The 19319-nt window shown below is 70.4% G+C and carries 17 protein-coding genes; 8 read left to right on the top strand and 9 right to left on the bottom strand.

All coding sequences use genetic code 11. From position 1 onward, the window contains the following. Nucleotides 1–328: 328 nt before the first annotated feature. Both PLE19_21510 and PLE19_21505 read right to left on the bottom strand, forming a co-directional pair. Nucleotides 329–2260 carry a HEAT repeat domain-containing protein gene (locus tag PLE19_21510; protein ID HPD17523.1) on the bottom strand — a complete coding sequence of 644 codons (1932 nt, stop codon included), beginning with the start codon at nt 2258–2260 and terminating at the stop codon, nt 329–331. Then, on the bottom strand, nt 2257–3150 hold the full coding sequence (locus tag PLE19_21505; GenBank protein ID HPD17522.1) for an FHA domain-containing protein: 894 nt from the start codon (nt 3148–3150) through the stop codon (nt 2257–2259). Before PLE19_21505 ends, PLE19_21510 begins: the two co-directional genes overlap by 4 nt. Before the next feature lie 489 nt (nt 3151–3639). Here PLE19_21505 and PLE19_21500 point away from each other — a divergent pair, with 489 nt between their 5' ends. Next, nucleotides 3640–4491: a metallophosphoesterase gene (locus tag PLE19_21500; GenBank protein ID HPD17521.1), complete on the top strand. Its 852-nt coding sequence runs from the start codon at nt 3640–3642 to the stop codon at nt 4489–4491. A gap of 41 nt (nt 4492–4532) precedes the next feature. Here PLE19_21500 and PLE19_21495 read toward each other — a convergent pair whose 3' ends face one another. The 5 genes from PLE19_21495 to PLE19_21475 all read right to left on the bottom strand — a co-directional run bounded on the left by PLE19_21495 (nt 4533) and on the right by PLE19_21475 (nt 9688). Next, on the bottom strand, nt 4533–6320 hold the full coding sequence (locus PLE19_21495) for an SLC13 family permease (protein HPD17520.1): 1788 nt from the start codon (nt 6318–6320) through the stop codon (nt 4533–4535). Between the two features lie 75 nt (nt 6321–6395). Then, entirely contained in the window at nt 6396–7412 is a 1017-nt protein-coding gene (locus tag PLE19_21490; GenBank protein HPD17519.1) for a zinc-binding dehydrogenase, read from the bottom strand. A 101-nt stretch (nt 7413–7513) separates the two neighbouring features. Further along, on the bottom strand, nt 7514–7843 hold the full coding sequence (locus PLE19_21485; protein HPD17518.1) for a type II toxin-antitoxin system PemK/MazF family toxin: 330 nt from the start codon (nt 7841–7843) through the stop codon (nt 7514–7516). Then, complete coding sequence (locus PLE19_21480) at nt 7831–8091, bottom strand: AbrB/MazE/SpoVT family DNA-binding domain-containing protein (protein HPD17517.1); 261 nt, start codon at nt 8089–8091, stop codon at nt 7831–7833. Before PLE19_21480 ends, PLE19_21485 begins: the two co-directional genes overlap by 13 nt. A gap of 55 nt (nt 8092–8146) precedes the next feature. After that, on the bottom strand, nt 8147–9688 hold the full coding sequence (locus tag PLE19_21475; protein HPD17516.1) for a sulfatase-like hydrolase/transferase: 1542 nt from the start codon (nt 9686–9688) through the stop codon (nt 8147–8149). A 154-nt stretch (nt 9689–9842) separates the two neighbouring features. Between PLE19_21475 and hypF the strand changes: the two genes are divergently transcribed. The 7 genes from hypF (at nt 9843) to PLE19_21440 (ending at nt 17634) form a co-directional block, all read left to right on the top strand. Continuing rightward, complete coding sequence (hypF, locus tag PLE19_21470; protein ID HPD17515.1) at nt 9843–12230, top strand: carbamoyltransferase HypF; 2388 nt, start codon at nt 9843–9845, stop codon at nt 12228–12230. 112 nt (nt 12231–12342) lie between these two features. Next, complete coding sequence (locus PLE19_21465; protein HPD17514.1) at nt 12343–12582, top strand: HypC/HybG/HupF family hydrogenase formation chaperone; 240 nt, start codon at nt 12343–12345, stop codon at nt 12580–12582. Continuing rightward, a complete protein-coding gene (gene hypD, locus PLE19_21460; GenBank protein ID HPD17513.1) occupies nt 12579–13691 on the top strand; it encodes a hydrogenase formation protein HypD in 1113 nt (370 codons plus the stop codon). The genes PLE19_21465 and hypD overlap by 4 nt, the downstream gene beginning before the upstream one ends. Before the next feature lie 60 nt (nt 13692–13751). After that, complete coding sequence (locus PLE19_21455) at nt 13752–14192, top strand: four helix bundle protein (protein ID HPD17512.1); 441 nt, start codon at nt 13752–13754, stop codon at nt 14190–14192. Between the two features lie 68 nt (nt 14193–14260). Further along, nucleotides 14261–15274: a hydrogenase expression/formation protein HypE gene (gene hypE, locus PLE19_21450; GenBank protein HPD17511.1), complete on the top strand. Its 1014-nt coding sequence runs from the start codon at nt 14261–14263 to the stop codon at nt 15272–15274. 114 nt (nt 15275–15388) lie between these two features. Continuing rightward, nucleotides 15389–16429 carry a tRNA preQ1(34) S-adenosylmethionine ribosyltransferase-isomerase QueA gene (gene queA, locus PLE19_21445; GenBank protein HPD17510.1) on the top strand — a complete coding sequence of 347 codons (1041 nt, stop codon included), beginning with the start codon at nt 15389–15391 and terminating at the stop codon, nt 16427–16429. Nucleotides 16430–16746: 317 nt separating this feature from the next. Next, nucleotides 16747–17634: an alpha/beta hydrolase gene (locus tag PLE19_21440; protein ID HPD17509.1), complete on the top strand. Its 888-nt coding sequence runs from the start codon at nt 16747–16749 to the stop codon at nt 17632–17634. Nucleotides 17635–18065: 431 nt separating this feature from the next. Here the strand turns inward: PLE19_21440 and PLE19_21435 are convergent, their stop codons facing one another. Together PLE19_21435 and fusA are read right to left on the bottom strand one after the other, a co-directional pair. Then, complete coding sequence (locus tag PLE19_21435) at nt 18066–18500, bottom strand: hypothetical protein (protein HPD17508.1); 435 nt, start codon at nt 18498–18500, stop codon at nt 18066–18068. Between the two features lie 64 nt (nt 18501–18564). Then, the coding region (fusA, locus tag PLE19_21430; protein ID HPD17507.1) for an elongation factor G at nt 18565–19319 on the bottom strand (755 nt) is incomplete at its 5' end.

Raw genomic sequence — 19319 nt, 5'->3', positions numbered from 1 at the left:
CCGCGGGTTCGTAACCCGCGGGAGGTTCCTGAACCCCGCATCCACTCTTCCCGAAGACGAAGAGGCCGCGGAGCGGCCAGGAGCCTCGTCCCCACGCAGAGCGTAGGGACGAGAAAAGAGGGAGCAGAGCGCGGGGACGAGAAGAAGGAGCAGAGCGTAGGGATGAGAGGCAGCAAGAGCGGGCGCGGGGGGGCTCACCCTCCCGAACGTATTGGAACGTTCGGGAGGGGCGCCTTGCGGGTCGGTTCCAGGCGCACGGCCGGATGCCCAGACCACGAACGAGCGCTACACATGGACTGCGAGCGACGCCGCCACGGGGGGGAGCGGCTCAGGGCGCCGCCGGCGGCCGGCCGCCCTTGGCTGGCGGGGCGGGCGGATTGGGCTGGGTGGTGAGCTTCTTGCGGTTGAGCCAGCGCTCGGCCCGATCCAGCAGCTCGATGCGCTTGCTGATGAGGGCCACCTGGGCCGGCTCGCCGCCCAGCCCCTGCACCGTCCTCCACTGCTCGATGGCCGTCAGCGGCAGGAGGGCGCGTTCGTACGCGTAGGCGGCCGCGGCGTAGGCCTCGGCCGTCTTCACGCGGCCCGCGATGGCGGCCAGCTTGGCGCCCGCGGCGGCGTAGTAGAAGGACGCGAGGTCGTGCTCGGCGGCCCACTGGGCAATGAAGGCGTTCGCACAGTTGTTGCAGTAGCGGGGCGACTTGGAGTCGAGGTCCTGCACCGCGTAGATGGAGCTGCTGGGACACGAGGCGTCGGCGCAGGGGGGAAGGCCCAGCGACCGCGCGAGCGCGTGGAGCGTGAGCCGGCGGGCCCGCGCGGCCACGGTGTCGCGCGCCTCGCCCAGCCGGGCGAGCGAGACCAGCAGGGCGCCGCCCGGCCGCGTGGGCGCCAGGGCCACCTCGAGGCCTGGCAGGCTGAGCTCGGCGCCGCTCAGGCCGATGAACCGCACGTCCTGCGGGTCGGCGGCCTGCTCGCGGTCGAGCCGCGCCAGCAGCGGCCGCGCATCGCGCGGGCGGCCGTCGGCGCCGGCGAACGACGGCAGCGCCTTGGGCGACACGTTCACCCTCACGGCCAGGGGCGCGCCCGGGGTCCTCAGCGAGGTCTCGATGTCGCCCGCGAAGTCGCGCGCACGCAGGAGGCGGCCCACCGCTGCGTCGGCCGCGAGCAGGAAGTGCGGCTGCACCGCCCCGTCGCGCAGGTCGCGCCAGTCGCGCGCGGTGTTGCCGCGCTTGCGGCGGTCGGGCTGCTGCTTGCGGAGGGCCTCGAGCGCCGCATCCCGGATCACCGCCTGCGGCGCCGCCAGCAGCTCCACGTCGCCCACCACGGGGAAGTCCCGGTGCAGGCGCGTGACGCCGCCGCGGAGGGCCTTCGCCACGTCTTTGTCATCCTCGTAGAGCTCGAGCAGGCGGGTGAGGACGACGGCGTGGCCCGGCGTGACGACGCGGGCGAGCCAGGTGGCGACGCGCTCGCGGTTCTCGCGGGCCGCGTCGTCCAGATAGGGCACCAGGTAGGGCAGGAGCAGCGGGTCGTCCCACTGCGCCACCAGGGCGCGGGCCGTCTGGCGCAGCGGGTCCTGCCGCAGGGCGTCCACCACGAAGGGCGCCCCGTACGGCGAAACGAGGTCGCCGAGGGCCTTCAGGCATTCGGTGCGCAACTCGTCGTCCTTCGCGTTCACCAGGAGCTCCGTGATCAGGGGCGCGGCGCCGTGGCCGGAAATGGCGGCCAGGGCTTTGAGCGCCTCGACGTGCAGCTCGCTCTCGGCAGGGTTGCGCAGGATCTCGATGATCTTGGGCACGGAGGCCGCATCGCCGATGGCGGCGAGCACGCGGAGCAGGTGCCGCCGCTGGGTCGGCGGCCCCGCCGCGAAGGCGGCGCGCAGCATGGGCAGGGCCTCGCGGCCCTTCTGCGCCAGCTCGCCTTCGGCCTTCAGGCGCGGCGCCTCCTTCTCGTCCAGCAGCGCGTCAATGAGCTGGTGGATGTCCTCGCGCGCCTTCAGGCGGGCCAGCAGCTCGGGCGACACGGCGATGGCCTCGCCGGTGGCGGCCACGCTGGGGCCCTCCACCACGCTGCTGGCGATCTCGCCGCGGCTGATCACCACGGTGCCCCCGATGTCGAGCTCGATGCGGGCCTTGTCGCCCTCGATGGTCATGCGGCCCTGGAGCTGCTGCCCGTTGCGCAGCACCACGGTGTCGGCCCGGAGGGCCTGCGCGGGGCCGAGGGCGAGGGCCAGGGCGACGAGCGAGGCGGGGAGGCGTCGGCTCATGGCTGTTGCTTCTTCTTGCGCAAGAAGGCCAGCAGGCCGCCCTGCTCCTCGGCAGGTGGCGGCGGCGGGGCAGGGGGCGGCGCGGGAGGCGGCTCGTGCCTTGGGGGGAGGGGGCTGGCAGCCGGCTTCTCCTCCACGAACGAGAACGGGGGGGGACCCCCGCCCTGCTTCGGCGGCGCGCCCGGGGCGGCCGGCGGAGGGGCTGGGCGCGGCGTGGGGACTCCGGCCGCGCGCCCGGGCAGTTCCCCGGGACCCGCGGCCGGGGTGTCTGCCTGATTCGCCTTGTCTGGGTGGTCCATCTTGTCGAGGAACTCGAACAGGCCGCGGATGTCCTCATCCACGGGCTCGTCCTTGGGCTTCAGTTGGGGCCGCGGCGTTTGCGCAGGAGGGCGCGGCGCAGGGCTGGGTGCAGGAGACGCCGGCGGGGCCGGCGGGCCGGCCGCGGGCCGTGCTGGCGGGGTGGGGCCGGCCGCGGGCCGCGCAGGCGGCGGGGCCGGCGCCGGCGGCGGCGTGGGCCGCACGGCGGGCGCCGGAGGCGGCGTGGGTCGCGCCGGCGCCGCTGCGGGGGTCACCACCGTCGGCGCGGTGGTGGCGCTCAGCACGCGGAACTCCAGCACGGCCTTGCCGATCTGGATCACGTCGCCGTGGCGCAGGGCGCGCGTGGTGATCCGCTGGCGGTTCACATAGGTGCCGTTGCTGCTCCCCAGGTCGGCCACGGTCCACTCCTCGGGCGCCGTGGACGAGATTTTGCAGTGGTTGCGCGAGGCCAGCTTGTCTTTCACGATCACGTTGGCTTCGCGCGACCGCCCGACCAGATAGGCCTTGCCCTCCTCGAGGGCATACTCTCCCTGGTCCGTCAGACCGCCCTTGGCCAGGAGCGTGGCCTTCATGCGCTTTGCCTCGCACTGGGGGCTGCAACAGGGTCGGCGTTGGTCCAGCGTCCGGTATCCTAGCACTCGCCCGCGCGGATGTCAAGACCCGAGTCAAACCAGGGGTGCGGGCCGGAATCGTAGGTGGTTTCTGCTGCGAGAATCCCCGGAACAGGGGAAGGCCCGCGGCAGAGGTAGCCGCGAGCGTCCCGCCTGCGGCGCTCTTCATCCGTTCGACAAGCGGGACGCTTGTCGCTACGAGAATCCGCAGCAGAAGCTACCTACAGAAATGGCCCACACCCGTCAAACCAGCAAACGCAGGCTCGCGCCTCTTGCGGCGATCGCCCCCAAATGCTCTAATGGAAAGAGGCGGCTCCTGTTGCGGAAAGCCCCGCACGGGCAAAGGTGCCCGTGCCACCGTACCGCAGAAGGGCAGGGGGCATGAGTGTTCCCGAGGGCCTGGCGGCAGGAGCCAAGTGCCCCGTTCCCACCAGGGGGAGTCAGGAGATGATGGCGCGAGGCTGGACCTGGGCAGCCGCCTTCGGCGTCCTCGTGACGGCTGCCGCGGAGGCGGGGGCCGTTCCCGAGGCGCTCACCTTCGGCGTCTTCGCCGACCCGCAGCACGGCGAGCGCGAGGCCGCCGGCTCGCGCTTCTACCGCGATTCGCCGGCCAAGCTGGCCGAGTGCATCCAGGCTTTCGCGCGCGCGAAGCCCGCCTTCGTCATCTGCCTGGGCGATTTCGTGGACGGCACGAGCCGCGACTCCGCCACGGAGATGCGGCACCTCGAGACCATCGAGGGCCTCTTCCGCCGCTTCGAGGGGCCCCGCTACCACGTTCTGGGCAACCACGACCTCGATGCCTTCACCAAGGACGAGTTCCTGAAGGCCGCCGGCATGCCCGCCGCGCACTATGCCTTCGACGCGGCGCCCTTCCGCTGCATCGTGCTCGACGCCTGCTTCCGCAAGGGCTTCGAGCCGTACGCCCGGGGCAACTTCGTGTGGACCGATAGCTGGGTGCCGCCCGAGCAGCTCCAGTGGCTCGAGGCCGAACTGAAGCGGGCCGAGGGCAAGGTGCTCGTCTTCACCCACCAGCCGCTCGACGGCGACGACGTGCACTGTGTGCGCAACGCCGCCGACGTGCGCCGCATCCTCGAGGACTCGGGCAAGGTGACGGCCGTCTTCAGCGGACACGACCACAAGGGCGGCTTCCGCAAGGTCCGCGGCATCCCCTACTTCACGATCTGCGGCATGGTCGAGGGGCCGGGCACGGAGAGTAATGCCTACGCCCTTGTCACGGTTTCGCCGGCCGGCGGCATCCGCATCCAGGGGTTCGGCAAGCAGCCCAGCTCGACGCGAGAGTGACGCCGCCCACGGCCCCGCGGCTCGGCCCGCGGCGCCCCCCCTCAGAACGGCCAGCGCCAGAGGATGAACGGCACACCGGCGGCCAGCGCGGCCAGCGACACGGGGAGGCCCAGGCGCCAGTAGTCGCCGAACCGGTACCCGCCCGGCTCCAACACCAGCGTGTTCGACTGGTGGCCGATGGGGGTGAGGAAGGCCGACGAGGAGCCGATGGCCACCGCCATCAGCAGCGGGTCGGGCGACACGTGCAGCCCTTCGGCGATGCTGAGGGCCACGGGCGCCATGAGCGCCGCGGTGGCTACGTTGTTGATCACGTTGGTCAGCAGCATCGTGGCGGCCAGCAGCGCCACGAGGGCGGTCGTGGGTCCGCCCCAGCGCGCCACGGCGGCCAGATGGTCGCCCAGCACCCGCGCCGCGCCGGTTGTCTCGAAGGCGTGGCCCACCGGCATCATGGCCGCAATCAGCACCAGGATCGGCAGGTCAATGGAATCGTACGCCTCGCGCAGCGACAGCACCCGGGCCAGCACCATCACCATGGCCGCCCCGACCAGCGCGATCTGCACGGGCACGACTCCCGCCGCGGCCGCCACGAGACCCGCGAGGAACACCGCCGGCCCGAGCAGCACCCGCCGCTGCTGTCCCACCTGGATTCCCCGCTCAGCCAGCGGCAGGCACCCGAGGGCGAGCAGCGTCTTGTCCAGCGTGTCGCGGCGGCCCTGGAGCAACAGAATGTCGCCGGTGGCGAAGCGGATGCTGCCCAGTTGCTGGCGCAGCCTCTCGCCGTGCCGCGCCACCGCCAGCACATTGATCGCATGGCGCTGCCGCAGGTCCAGCTCCACGGCGGTGGCGCCCACGAGCGGCGAGCCGTAGGACACCACGGCCTCGACGACGCCCACCTCGTTCGACCCCAGCGCCTGGCGCCCCAGGTCCTTGCTCTCGGTCAGGCGCAGGCCGAACGCGTCGATGAAGCTCTTCAGCGCCTCCGGGGCGGCCTCGACGAGCAGGATGTCCCCCGCCTGCAACACCTGAAAGGGCGACACCAGCAGTTGCCGCTGCCGGTCGCGCACCAGCGCCACCACGGTGACCGCGGGCCGCTCGCCCGCGCGAGCCACCACGGCATGCAGGGTCCTGCCCACGGCCTTCGAGCCTTCGGGCACGCTCACCTCGGCCAGGTAGTCGGCGATGTCGAACAGGTCCCTCGCGTCGGCCGGCCCTTTTCGCGCGGGGACCAGGCGCGCGCCACACGCCCAGAGAACGCCCAGACCTGCCAGGGTAACGCCGGCGCCGACCGGCAGGAAATCGAACATGGCGAACGGCGGGGCGCCCGTCTCGGCGCGGTAGGCCGCGATTACGATGTTGGGCGGCGTGCCGACCAGCGTCATCATGCCGCCCAGCAACGAGGCGAACGCCAGCGGCATCAGCACGAGCGAGGGGGAGTACCCGTCGCGCCGGGCCATCCAGGCCGCCACCGGCATCACGAGCGCCAGCGCGCCGATGTTGTTCATGAAACTCGACAACAGGGCCACCAGCGTGGTGAGCACGATCATCTGGGTGGTGGGCCGCCGCCCCACGCGTGAGAGGCCGTGGGCGATGGCCTCCACCACCCCGGCGTTGAGCAGGCCCTTGCTGAGGATCAGCACGGCGGCCACCGTGATCACGGCGGGGTGGCCGAAGCCGGCGAACGCCTCGGCCGCGGGCACCACGCCCGCCAGGGTCACCGCCATCAGCGCGCCCAGCGCCACCAGGTCGTACCGCCAGCGCCCCCACGCGAAAAGCCCCAGGGCCGCTGCAAGCACGGCGAACACCACCACCTGCCCGTGGCTGGAGGGCACTGCGGCCTCCTTTGCATGGGCGGCTCATGGATGCGCCCCGCCCGGCGCTCGCGTGGGCAGGCCCGGCAGCCCGGCTCACTCCCACGGCTTGAGGATCACCTTGGCCGTCTGATGCGAGGCGCACAGCTCCATCGCCTGCTGAATCTCGCTCATCGGCATCACGTGGCTGATAAGCTGGTCAAGGATGGGCGACTGCTGGATGACCTGCGCGATGCGGGGGTAAAGGTTGAGGTTGTAGTGCCACGAGCCGAGGATCGTGATGCCGGTACGGATGAGGTCGGGGCTGACGCGGATGGGCAGCGGGTCGCCGCACTCGCCGACAAAGGCCACCTTGCCCTTGCGGCGCGTGGCCTCGAGGCACACGCGCTGCGCCGCCACCGTGCCCGAGCAGTCGAGCGCGCAGTCCACGCCCCGCCCCCCGGTCAGCTCCCTGATGCGCTTGACGATATCGGCGTCCGAGGGATCAAACACGGCGGCCGCGCCCATCGCCATCGCCTTCGCCATGCGGTACTCGACCGAGTCCACGCCGATCACCCGCGCGCCGCGGAAGCGGGCATTGACGATGCCGCCCAGGCCCACCGGCCCCAGGCCGGTGACGAGCACGGTGTCGAAGGCGCCGAGGCCCATGGCCTCGAAGGCGCCCATCGAGGGGCCGAGGCCGCAGATGGCCAGGCCCGCCTTCTCGTAGGGCACGCCGTCGGGGATCGGCGACAGGAGCCACGCGGGTTTGAGCACGTACTGGGCATAGGTGGCCGAGCCCTCGCGCGAGCCGGTGAACTCCGCGAAGTTGGCCGTGTGCTGGCAGTGAATGTAGTCGCCCGCGATGCACAAGGCGCACTTGCCACAGGGGTACTGCGGCTGCACCACCACACGGTCGCCGGGCTTCACCGCGCAGGGCTGGGCGACGGCGACGACTTCGCCCACGGCCTCGTGGCCGAGGAACTCGGCCCTGTGGCCGCCGACGAACATCTTGTATTCGGTGCACATGGGTGTGGCATGCACCTTCACCAGCGCCCAGTCCTCCTTGGGCTTGGGGTCGGGCGCATCCACCAGCGCCGCCTGGCGCTCGCCGAGGATGACGGCCTTCTTCATGGTCGCGGGTCTCCTTTGATCGGACCAGGGTGTATTTCGTACGCACCCTGGTGGAGCAGCATAGCCCCCTGGCGTCGGAGTGCAAGGAGGACTGGCTTCGCCTACTTGGCGAAGAGCATGGCGAGGGTCGCGAGGACTTCGTGCTGGGTTGCGGCAGAGACCCGCCCCAGACGCCTGACCAGGCGCGCTTTGTCCACTGTCCGCAGCTGGTCAAGTGCCACCTGTCCGTCCTTACCCTGGAAGTTGCAGAGCACGCGGGTAGGGTAGGGATGGCCCTTGGTTGTCATGGGGGCCACGATCACCGTGGCAAGATGGCGATTCATCTCGTCGGGTGAGACGACGAGGCAGGGACGCGTCTTCTTGATCTCGCTTCCCAGGGTCGGGTCAAGAGCGACCAGGAAGACGTCGAATCGTTGGGCTACCACTCCCATTCCGTCTCATCCCACTTGGTAGCAGTTGGCGCGTCGAGGAGCTTGTCATCGCCGCGCTCGGCCATGGCGCGGAACTGCTCCTCCCAGCCTTTCCGCGGTCTGCGCGCGGGGCGGATGACCAAACGATCCGGCTGGACGGCCAGTTCTACTTCGCCATCGAGGCCGAGTTGGTCAAGGCAAACCTTCGGGATACGGATCCCACGCGAGTTCCCGATCCGGATTATGTGTGCCTTCAGCACGGCGCTCATGAGACCGACCTCCTTCTCCATTGTAGTTACAGTGTATATCCGACGCAACCGTATGTCAAGGCCGCTGCTTGCCCTTTCCCTTCGCCTTGGGCTTCGGGCCGTCCGGGCGGTCATAGCCCTTCGCATAGTCGGCGCGGCAGCGAAGCTCGGTCTCGTCCGGGTCCTCGCCGAGTTCCTTGACCAGGGCGGCGTGCAGTTGCCCGATGCGCGCCTGGTGCTCGGGACGAACAGCGAGGTTGGCGAACTCGCCGGGGTCGGCGGCGAGGTCGTAGAGCTCGCGCTGGGCGGGATGCTGCGTGTCGGGCGGGGTGTGGTAGACGTACTTGAAGTTGCCGGTGCGGAGCATGGCGTAGCCGGAGGCGATGTTGTGGGCGTAGTACTCGCTCACAGCCTGGTCGCGCCAGAGGGCCTTCGGGTCGTCGAGCCAGGGGCACAGGGACGCTCCGTTCCAGTCGTCGCCCGGCTTCGCCCCGCCCAGGTCGGCGAGGGTCTGCACGAGATCCACGTGCGAGCAGGCGCCGACGCGCCGCTGGCCCCCCGCCCAGCATTCGGGCCAACTGACGATGAGCGGCACGCGCGCGGCGTGCTCGTACATGCAGTTCTTCCACCACAGCCCGTGCTCGCCCATGTTCTCGCCGTGGTCGGTGGTGTAAACGACCACGGTGTCCCGGGCCACGTCGCTCCTGGCCAGGGCGTCGAGCAGCTTGCCCACCTGCTCGTCCATCCATTGGGTGAGGCCGAGATAAAGTTCGCGGCCCAGGCGCACCGCGTCGTCGGGCACGCCGACGAGGTGGAAGCCGGCCCGCAGATGCTTGTAGTTGAGAGGCAGGCCCTCGAGGTGGCCGGGCGGCAGACTCGGCATGGGCACCTTGCCTCGATAGGGCGCGTGGTAGGCCTCGGGCACGATCAATGGGAAGTGGGGGGCCAGGTAGCCGGCGAAGAGGAAGAAAGGCTTGTCGCCCCGCTGGCGCCGGCTCAGGAAGTCGCAGACGCCGGCCGTCACGCGCGTGTCGTGCGCGTAGTGGGCGGGCTGGGCGCCGACGCGAAAGTCGGCGAACCTTCGGGACAGCCCCCTGCTGGCCAGGTTGTCGGGGTCGCGGCGGCCGCCTCGGCCGGTCATGCGCCCGCTGTTCATGTTGCCGCCGATCTCGGTGAAGCCGTAGCGGCAGGCGGCGTCGTAGTGCTGCTTGCCGCACAGGAAGCTTTCGTAGCCCGCGGCGTTGAGGGCGCGGGGCAGCGACGGGTAGTCGGGGCTGGGCAGCCAGCAGTCGTTGCTCCACGCTCCGACGCGGCTGCTGTACTTGCCCGCGGTGAAGGCCAGGCGCGCCGGCACGCACAGCGGCGAGTTGGTGTAGGCGGATTCGAACACCACGCCGCGCGCCGCCAGGGCATCGAGGTGGGGCGTGCGCGCCAGCGCGTTGCCATAGCAGCCGGCCACGCCGGCGTTGTGTTCGTCGGACATGATGACCAGGAGATTCGGCGAGCGCTCGCGGCGCGCGGGTGCCGCCCCCAGCCAGCGGCGGCCAACGAGCGCCGCGGCCCCGGCCGCCGCACCCTGAAGAAAGCGCCGCCGAGTCACCGCGCGTTCAGCTCCCATGATGGCCTCGTCCTTCTGAGGCCCCTCCCGCGTAACGGCCACTCAACCTATTCTACCTGTTGCCACACGGCGTGCAACCGGGAGCGGGCGCGAAGCAGTTTCCTGCGGCTGCCGGATCGTGCTATAATCCCGGGTGGGGAAAGGAGCCGTCCGAATGGCCCCAGAGGTGGCAAGATACCGCGTGCACGTGCGCGGGGCGGTTCAGGGCGTGGGCTTTCGGCCTTACGTCTACCGCCTGGCGCGCAGCCTGGGCCTTTCGGGATGGGTGCGCAACGACTCCTCGGGCGTGCTCATCGAGGTCGAGGGGCCGAGGGAGCACTGCGATGGCTTCGTGGCGCGCCTGGCGCCCGAGGCGCCGCCCGTGGCCGACGTCGCCGAGGTCCGGCACGAAGCCATCCCGATTGTGGGCGGGGTGCCCACTCGCCGCGATACGCGGGACGGGGACGTCCCGCCCACAAGCGAAGCTGAATTCATCATCGTCAAGAGCGAGCGCCTCCCAGAAGCGCTGGCCGAGATCCCGCCCGACATGGGCCTCTGCGACGACTGCCGCCGCGAGTTGCTCGACCCCGCCGACCGCCGCTTCCGCTACCCCTTCATCAACTGCACCAACTGCGGCCCGCGCTTCACCATCGCCGAGAGCCTCCCCTACGACCGCCCATTCACCTCGATGAAGCGCTTCACGATGTGCGCCGACTGCCAGCGCGAGTACGACGACCCCGCCGACCGTCGCTTCCACGCCCAGCCCAACGCCTGTTGGGTCTGCGGCCCGCGGCTTTCGCTCCTCGATCCCGGGGGCCAGCCGGTCCCGTGCGACGACCCCATCGCCGCTGTCGCCCACGCGCTGCGGGACGGCCAGATCGCGGCCATCAAGGGCCTGGGCGGCTTCCACTTGGCCTGCGACGCGACGAACCAGGCTGCGGTCCGGGCCCTCCGCGAGCGCAAGTGGCGCGAGAAGAAGCCCTTCGCCGTCATGGTGCCCGACCTCGAGGCGGCGGCGCGCCTGTGCGAGCTCACCGCGGCCGAGGTGCGCCTGCTCGCGAGCTGGCGCAAGCCCATCGTGCTGGCCCGCAAGCGAAACGGCCACCCCCTCGCCGACGGCGTGGCGCCCGCCAGCCAGTTCTTCGGCCTCATGCTCCCCTACACCCCCGTCCACGTCCTCCTGATGCAGCATGGCTTCGTGGCGTTGGTGATGACCAGCGCCAACCGCACGGACGAGCCGATCGCGATCGGCAACGCCGAGGCGCTGGAGCGCCTCGCCTCCGTGGCCGACCTGTTCCTCGTGCACGACCGCGACATCATCCGCCGGTCCGACGACTCGGTCATGCGCGCCTTCCGCGGCCAGCCCATCGTCCAGCGCCGAGCCCGCGGCGAGGTCCCACGGGCAATCCCCGTCCAGCTTCCGCTTCGGGCCCCCACCGCCCAACCCCTCACACCGTCGGCCTCCGTTCTGGCCCTGGGCGGCGACCTGAAGAACACGATCTGCCTCATCCGCAAGGGCCGCGCCTACCTCAGCCAGCACATCGGCGACCTCGACCACGCCGACGCCCTGGCCTTCTTCGAGGAGACCATCGAACACTTCCAGAGCATCCTCGAGACCCGCCCGTCTCTCGTCGCCCATGACCTGCACCCAGGCTATCATTCGACGGCCTACGCGCGGCGCCGGAACGGCGTGGGGCTGGTCGGCGTTCAGCACCACCACGCCCACGCCGCCTCCGTCCTGGCCGAGCACGGGCTGGAGGGGCCGGTCATCGGCGTCTCGCTGGACGGCACGGGCTACGGCACCGACGGCAAGGTGTGGGGCGGCGAGTTCCTGGTGGCCACCCTGGCCGACTTCGAGCGGCTGGCGCACCTGGCCTACGTGCCGATGCCGGGCAGCGAACGGGCCATCAAGGAGCCGTGGCGGATGACCCTCGCCTATCTGGCCACCCAGGCGTCCGCCGCGATTGCGCCGCAGGCCAGGCCCCTGTGCCACCAGGAGCTGGAGCGCGCCGGCGTGCCGCTCGCCGAGCTCGCCGCCGTGCAGGAGCTGCTCGACAAAGGGGTCGCCTGCCCCGAGACCTCCTCGATGGGCCGCCTCTTCGACGGCGTGTCGGCCTTGCTGGGCATCTGCACCCGCGTGAGCTACGAGGGCCAGGCTGCCATCGAGCTGGAGGCCGCCGCCGAGGCCCCCGATGGGGTGTACTACCCCTTCAGCCTGGACGTGACGAGCGTGCCGTGGACGATCAGCCCGCGTGAGGTCCTGCGCTCGGTGCTCGACGATCTGCGGCGCGGCACCCCACGCGGGTTGATCGCCGCGCGGTTCCACAGTACGATCATCGAGGTGGTGCGCGCCGTGTGCGGCATCGTCCGCCGCGAGCGGGGCCTGCGCACGGTGGCCCTCAGCGGCGGCTGCTTCCAGAACCTGCGCCTGCTGGAAGGCGCCGTGGCCGCCCTCGAGCGCGACGGCTTCGACGTGCGCTACCATCGCCTGGTGCCGACCAATGACGGGGGCCTGAGCCTGGGACAGGCGGTGGTGGCGCTGGCCAGAGCGCGTGATTCGTGAGGCGGGAGGCGTGAGAAGAGGCAGAAGATGGGAGAGTCTGGCTTTCCCCTGTCTTCTCTTCTCACGTATCACGAATCACGCATCACGTGCTAAGCAAGAGGAGAGCAGCGCCTTGTGCCTATCCGTTCCCGCCAGGATTGTCGAGCTTGAGGGCCGCCGGGCGACCGTGGACGTGCTGGGGAACCGTCGGGAGGCCGACGTGAGCCTCGTGGACGAGCCGCAAGTGGGCGACTACGTGCTCGTGCACGCCGGCTTCGCCATCGAGAAGATGACGGGCGACGACGCGGCCGAGAGCCTGCGCATCTGGGAGGAGCTTGCCCGCATCGAGAGCGCAGGGGAGGGCAAACCTTGAGTTCCCCTTCTGAGTCACGCATCACGCATTACGCATCACGCGGCATGGTTCCCGACTTGCTCAAGCTCATCGCCGAGCGCGCGGAGCGCCTCGCCCCGCGCGTGGTGCGTTTCATGGAGGTCTGCGGCACCCACACGATGGCCATGTTCCGCAGCGGCGTCCGGGCCCTGCTGCCGCCGAACGTCAGGCTCCTCAGCGGCCCGGGCTGCCCCGTGTGCGTGACGCCGATGGGCATGGTGGATGCCGCGCTGGAGATCGTACGGCGGCCGGGCGTGGCCCTCGCCACGTTCGGCGACATGGTGCGCGTGCCGGGCAGCCACTCGAGCCTCGAACGCGCCAGGGCCGAGGGCGCCGACGTGCGGATGGTCTATTCGCCGCTCGATGCCCTCCGGATCGCCGAGGCCGCGCCGCACCGCGCCGTGGTGTTCTTCGGCATCGGCTTCGAGACCACCACCCCCGCCGTCGCCGCCACCGTGGCCTACGCCCGCGACCGCCGCCTGGCGAACCTGCTCTTCCTCATCGCCAACAAGGTGATCCCCCCCGCGATGGAGGCCATCCTGGCCGGCGGCGAGGTGAAGCTCGACGGCTTCCTGTGTCCCGGCCACGTGAGCGTGATCACGGGCACGGCCATCTACGAGCCGCTCGTGGCCCGCTATGGCGCGCCGTGCGTCGTCACCGGCTTCGAGGCTGCGGACATCCTCGAGGGCATCGCCATGCTCCTCCTCCAGGTGGTCGAGGGCGCGCCGAGGGTCGAGATTCAGTACAGGCGCTGGGTCCACCCCGCGGGCAACGCCAGGGCGCGCGAGCGGGTCGCCGAGGTGTTCCGCCCGTGCGACTCGGCGTGGCGGGGCCTGGGCACCATCCCGGAGAGCGGCCTGGCGCTTCGGCCCGAGCTTCGCGCCCACGACGCGCTCGAGGTCCTTGGCGTCGGGGTGCCGCCCGAGCTGGAGAACCCCGGCTGCTCGTGCGGCGCGGTGCTTCGCGGCGTCCTCGAGCCGCCGCAGTGCCCCCTCTTTGCCAAGCGGTGTACCCCGGCAACGCCCGTGGGGCCGTGCATGGTTTCCACGGAAGGGAGCTGCGCGGCTTACTACAAGTATGGGGAACGGTAGACGCCACGTGATGCGTGATACGTGATGCGTGAGAAGAGGCGGAGCTCAAGGAGTCCCGAGGTGACCTATCAGAGCTGGGAGAAGACGGTGCCTGAGGCAGTCACGGGCGATTTCCTGTGGAAGGTGGAGGCCTATCGTCTGGCGCTCTTCGCATCCGACCTGGCCTGGAGCGATGTGACCAAACTGATGGGTGATCCGAGGACGCGTAGCCTCTCGGACCAGCTTTACAGGGCGGTAGGCTCCGTAAGTGCGAACATCGCGGAAGGCTACTCGCGAGGCTCGAACAAGGACCGTGCCCGCTTCTACGAGTACAGCCTCGGCTCGGCACGCGAGACCAGAGACTGGTACTACAAGGCCCGACACGTCCTGGAAGAGGAAGTGACGGCACATCGCTTGGACCTGGCAACGCAGGTCATTCGCCTTCTCCTCACCATGGTCCCCGATCAGCGCCGCTACACCGTCCACGAAGAGGAGGCCCACTATGGCGCCCCGTTCTGCTGAACCTCCTCGCTTCATCTGCTCACGCATCACGCATCACGTATCACGCCGCCGGTTGCGGGAGGGCCAAGATGGTTGAACCTCGCGTGTTGCTGGCGCACGGCGGCGGCGGCTCGCTCACCAGGCAGCTCATCCGGGACATGGTGGTCTCCCGCTTCGGGAACCCCGCGCTGGCGCCGCTGTCGGACAGCGCGCTCCTGGACCTGCCGCCGGGCCGCGTGGCGTTCACGACCGACAGCTATGTGGTGAAGCCGCTGCGCTTCCGCGGAGGCGACATCGGGCGCCTCGCCGTGTGCGGCACAGTGAACGATCTGGCGATGGTGGGGGCGACGCCGCTGCACCTCTCGCTTGCGCTCATCCTCGAAGAGGGTCTGGCCTTCGACGACCTCGCGGCCGTCCTGGACTCGGCCCAGGCCGCGGCGGCAGAGGCCGGCGTGGCCGTGGTCTGCGGGGACACGAAGGTGGTCGAGCGCGGCGCGGCCGACGGCCTGTTCATCAACACCTCGGGCATCGGCGTGATTCCCGCGGGAAGGAACGTGGCAATGGAACGCGCCGCGCCGGGCGACGCCGTGCTCGTCAGCGGCCCCATCGGCGAACACGGCGTGGCGATCCTGAGCGAACGGCAGGGCCTGAGCTTCGAGACCCCGGTGTCGAGCGACGTGGCGCCCCTCGCTGGCCTCGTGGCCGCCATCCTCGCGGCCGGCGGCGAGGCGGTCCACGCGCTGCGCGACCCCACGCGCGGCGGGCTCGGGATGGTGGTGTGCGAGGTCGCCGAGGCCTGCCGCCACGACATCGAGCTCGACGAGGCGAAGATTCCCGTGCGGCCCGAGGTCCGGGGCGCGTGCGACCTGCTGGGCCTCGACCCCCTCTACGTGGCCAACGAAGGCAAGGTGGTCGTAGTCTGTGCCGAAGCCGCCGCATCGGCGGTCCTCGCGGCCATGCGGGCGCACCCGCTGGGCCGGTCGGCCGCGCGCATCGGCCGCGTGCTCGACGGCGCGAGGGGGCGCGTGACGCTGCGCACAAGCATCGGCGGGAGGCGGGTTGTGGATCCGCCCTACGGGGAGCAGTTGCCGAGAATCTGTTGATACGTGATGCGTGATGCGTGACATACGTGAGAAGAGACAGGGCGGGGCGCGGCGTCTTCCTCTCCTCTTCTCACGCACCACGCCTCGCGCCGCCGCTCCGCGAGGAACGTCCCCTTGCAGGTGAGTGACTTCGATTACGACTTGCCCCCCGCCCTGATCGCCCAACACCCGGCGGCAAGGCGCGACGAGTCGCGCCTGCTCGTGCTGCACCGGGAATCGGGCGCCGTCGAGCACCGCCGCTTCCGCCACGTTGTCGAGTACCTGGGCAGCGGCGACCTGCTGGTGCTGAACGACACGCGGGTGATCCCCGCGCGGCTGGTCGGCCGGCGACCGACGGGCGGCCGCCTCGAGGTGTTGCTCATCGCCCCCGAGGGCGAGGTGTGGCGCGCGATGCTCAAGGGCTCGGCCCGCGTGAAGCTGGGCGAGTGCCTGGCGTTCGAGGGCGGCGCCCTCACCGCCACCTTCTACGGCCGCCTGCCCGACGGCCAGGTGCATCTGGCCTTCCCGATGAGCCACGACGAGCTGCTGGCCACGCTCGAACGGGTGGGCCGCGCGCCGCTGCCGCCCTACATTCGCCGGCCGCCCGAGGGCGACGCCGAGCGCGAGGCCGACCTGGCGCGCTACCAGACGGTCTACGCCCGACGCCCGGGCGCCGTGGCCGCGCCGACGGCCGGGCTGCACTTCACGCCCGAGGTGTTCGCCGCGCTGGAGGCCCGGGGCGTGCGCCGCGCCACCCTTACGCTGCACGTGGGCCTGGGCACGTTCAAGCCCGTCACCGCCGAGCGCATCGAGGACCACGCCATGCACGCCGAGTGGTTCGAGCTGCCGGCCGAAGCGGCGGAGGCCGTGGCCGAGGCGCGGGCCGCCGGCCGCCGCGTGGTAGCCGTGGGCACCACGGCCACGCGGGTGCTCGAGACCGCCGCCCGCCAGGGGCCGTGGGGCGCGAGGTCGGGCTGGACCGACCTCTTCATCACCCCGGGCTTCGAGTTCCGCGCGGTGGACGCGCTGATCACGAACTTCCACCTGCCGCGCTCGACGCTGCTGATGCTGGTGGCCGCCTTCGCGGGCCGCGAGCGTGTGCTCGCCACCTACGAGGGGGCCAAACGCCTGGGCTATCGCTTCTACAGCTACGGGGACGCGATGCTGATCCTGTGAGCCGCAACCCGAGGAGGAAGTCTGGTCGTCGCCCGCATGTTCCGGCGGGCGGGTCTTAGCCCCCGAATGGGGGCGTTTGGGCCGTAGCCCAGGGCGACCGAAGGGAGCCCTGGGAGGAGGGCACCAAGCATTGAGCCCCCGAACGGGGCGATTCAATGGCAATGAAGCGCCCCCTTCAGGGGCTTGGATGAGGGGGAAACCATGTTCCCAGGGCTCCCTTCGGTCGCCCTGGGCTAGGGCCCGGTCGCCCGCGTTCGCGGGCAACGGGACGGAAGATGTGGGCGAAGACCGGGGAGGAAGCCAAGGAGACCGAGATGATGGGACACGGGCTGTGGGCACTTGTGCTGTTCGTGGCGATTGCTCTAGCTTCGAAGGCCCCCGCGGCCGAGCCGAAGGTGGAGCTGCTGTGGCCCGACGGCGCGCCCGGCGCCGCGGGCGACACGGAGGCCGATAAACCATCGCTGACGATCTGGCTGCCGCCGGCCGACAAGGCCAACGGCGCCGCCGTCGTCATCTGCCCCGGCGGCGGCTACGGCCACCTCGCCGTCGGCCACGAGGGCAAGGACGTGGCGGCCTGGCTCAACTCGTTCGGCGTCGCGGGGTTCATGCTCAAGTACCGCCACGCCCCGAAATACCAGCACCCCGCGCCCCTGCTCGACGCCCAGCGCGCCATTCGCACCGTCCGCTCGCGGGCCAAGGAGTTCGGCGTGGACCCCGCCCGCATCGGCATCCTGGGCTTCTCGGCCGGCGGACACCTCGCCTCCACGGCCGCCACTCACTTCGATGAGGGCAACGCCGAGGCCAAGGACCCCATTGACCGCGTGAGCTGCCGCCCCGACTTCGCCGTGCTTGTCTACCCCGTCATCTCGCTCACCACGAAGTACACCCACCAGGGTTCGAAGAACAACCTGCTCGGCAAGGACCCCGATGCGAAGCTCGTGGAGAGCCTGTCCAATGAGAAGCAGGTCACGGCGAAAACGCCGCCGACGTTTCTCATGCACACCAGCGGCGACACGGGCGTGCCGGCCGAGAACAGCATTCTGTTCTACATGGCCTTGCGCGAGCACAAGGTGAAGGCCGAGCTGCACATCTACCAGAACGGCGGGCACGGCTTCGGCCTGGCGCCGGGCGACCCCGTGCTCTCGACCTGGCCCGGCCGCTGCGAGGCGTGGATGGGGGCGAATGGGTGGCTGGAGAAGAGGTGATGCGACCGCGAATCACGCGAATTTGCGCGAATGAAGGACGGGCGTAACGTTTGGGCCGTCTCCTCTCGCCCCCGCGTTTGAGGTGGGGATGCGTCTTCGACTGCTCCGCGGTCACTGGCGCGGACGCGGGTTGGATCGCCTGGGGTCTTCGCCGGGCGAGGGCCGAGGGGGCCGATGTGGCGCCTGGCACGATGGGGCGTAAGTGATGAAGAATCCAATGGTTATGAGTGGCGGCGACATTTCGCGGAGCAAAGGGGTGTCGCCGGGGCCTCGTGGCCGAGGGGGGATCGCCCATACTTGCTCACCCCTGAGTGGGGGAAAGTGAGCAAGTATGGGCAGAACCGCGAGAATGGGCGATTCCAGCCGTTCCGGCCATACCGGGCCGGTCCGGGCGGTGAGCAAGTATGGGCGGAAGGTAGGAATGCGAGGACCTAGTCCGGTTCGGACACGTAGCTGTAGCCGCACTTCGCGCAGTCCTGGTGGAGACTCTGGGCGCTCCAGGTGTAGAAGCAGAGGATGCCGTTGCAGTGTGGGCAGTCTTCCACGAAGGTGCGGGCATCGTCGAGGTAGCCGTGCGCCCACTCGTAGTAGCCCGGCCGGCGTTGCGTGACACGGTACTCGACCTTTGATTTCAGGCACCTGTACTTGACGGTCTGGCCGACGGGAGCGGGCGCCACGGTCCGCGCGACGGGGAAGTCTACGTAGGCCGCGTGAGGAGTCTTCTGCCAGCAGTGCGGGCAGCCGTGCGGGAAGACGATCTGCCCCGGCACCTCCGCGCTGTCCACATTCACCCCCAGGAGCTTGAAGAGCACGGCGAGGACGAGGCAGATGCCGGCAATGGCGAGCACAGTGGTTGGAAAGGCCATTGGCTTGTTCTTCTGCTCGCGGCCCTCGCCGAGTGCCTGGCTCTTGGTGCGTCTGTGGGTCCGCCTACCGCCTGGCCGCCTGTTCCTTCTTGCGGGCGATGATCTCCTCGGCGATGGCGAAGGGCACGGGCTCGTAGTGCTCGAAGTGCATGGTGAAGGTGCCGCGGCCCTGGGTGACGTTGCGGACCTCGGTGGCGTAGCCGAACATGTTGGCGAGGGGGACCATGGCGCGGATCTCCTGGGTGGCGCCGGAGCGCTCCATGCCCACGATGTGGCCGCGCTTGGAGCACAGGTTGCTGGTGACCGGGCCGGCGTGCTCCTCGGGCACGAGGACGCTGACGCTCATGATGGGCTCGAGGAGCGCGGGGCTGCCGCGGAGGAAGGCCTTGCGGAAGGCCATGGCCGCGCAGGTGCGGAAGGCCAGGTCGGAGGAGTCCACGTCGTGCGACGAGCCGTCGATGAGGGTCACCCGCACGTCCACCACCGGATGGCGCGACCAGGGGCCCTTGGCCATGGCGTCCACGATGCCTTTTTCGACGGCGGGGATGAACTCCTTGGGGACACGGCCTCCGACGACCTCGTTGACGAACTCGAAGCCCTGACCGGGTTCGAGGGGCTCGAGGGTCATGACCACGTGGGCGTACTGGCCGCGGCCGCCGGTCTGCTTGACGAACTTCTCGTTGATCTCGACGGGCGCGGTGAGGGTCTCGCGGTAGGCGACCTGCGGGGGGCCGGCCGCCACGTCTACGCCGAACTCGCGTTTGAGGCGGTCGAGGATGATCTCGAGGTGCAGCTCGCCCATGCCCGAGATAATGATGT

The organism is Planctomycetota bacterium (genome assembly GCA_035384565.1).
Taxonomy (GTDB): Bacteria; Planctomycetota; PUPC01; order DSUN01; family DSUN01; genus DAOOIT01.
This window is presented reverse-complemented; position numbering and strand designations above follow the sequence as displayed.

What these genes read in the sequence shown, in the direction of transcription:
- PLE19_21510 (HPD17523.1), bottom strand. Translation starts at nt 2,260, where the DNA reads ATGAGCCGACGCCTCCCCGCCTCGCTCGTCGCCCTGGCCCTCGCCCTC.
- PLE19_21490 (HPD17519.1), bottom strand. Translation starts at nt 7,412, where the DNA reads ATGAAGAAGGCCGTCATCCTCGGCGAGCGCCAGGCGGCGCTGGTGGAT.
- PLE19_21475 (HPD17516.1), bottom strand. Translation starts at nt 9,688, where the DNA reads ATGGGAGCTGAACGCGCGGTGACTCGGCGGCGCTTTCTTCAGGGTGCG.
- hypF (HPD17515.1), top strand. Translation starts at nt 9,843, where the DNA reads ATGGCCCCAGAGGTGGCAAGATACCGCGTGCACGTGCGCGGGGCGGTT.
- PLE19_21440 (HPD17509.1), top strand. Translation starts at nt 16,747, where the DNA reads ATGGGACACGGGCTGTGGGCACTTGTGCTGTTCGTGGCGATTGCTCTA.
- PLE19_21480 (HPD17517.1), bottom strand. Translation starts at nt 8,091, where the DNA reads ATGAGCGCCGTGCTGAAGGCACACATAATCCGGATCGGGAACTCGCGT.
- PLE19_21505 (HPD17522.1), bottom strand. Translation starts at nt 3,150, where the DNA reads ATGAAGGCCACGCTCCTGGCCAAGGGCGGTCTGACGGACCAGGGAGAG.
- PLE19_21500 (HPD17521.1), top strand. Translation starts at nt 3,640, where the DNA reads ATGGCGCGAGGCTGGACCTGGGCAGCCGCCTTCGGCGTCCTCGTGACG.
- hypE (HPD17511.1), top strand. Translation starts at nt 14,261, where the DNA reads ATGGTTGAACCTCGCGTGTTGCTGGCGCACGGCGGCGGCGGCTCGCTC.
- PLE19_21485 (HPD17518.1), bottom strand. Translation starts at nt 7,843, where the DNA reads ATGGGAGTGGTAGCCCAACGATTCGACGTCTTCCTGGTCGCTCTTGAC.
- PLE19_21435 (HPD17508.1), bottom strand. Translation starts at nt 18,500, where the DNA reads ATGGCCTTTCCAACCACTGTGCTCGCCATTGCCGGCATCTGCCTCGTC.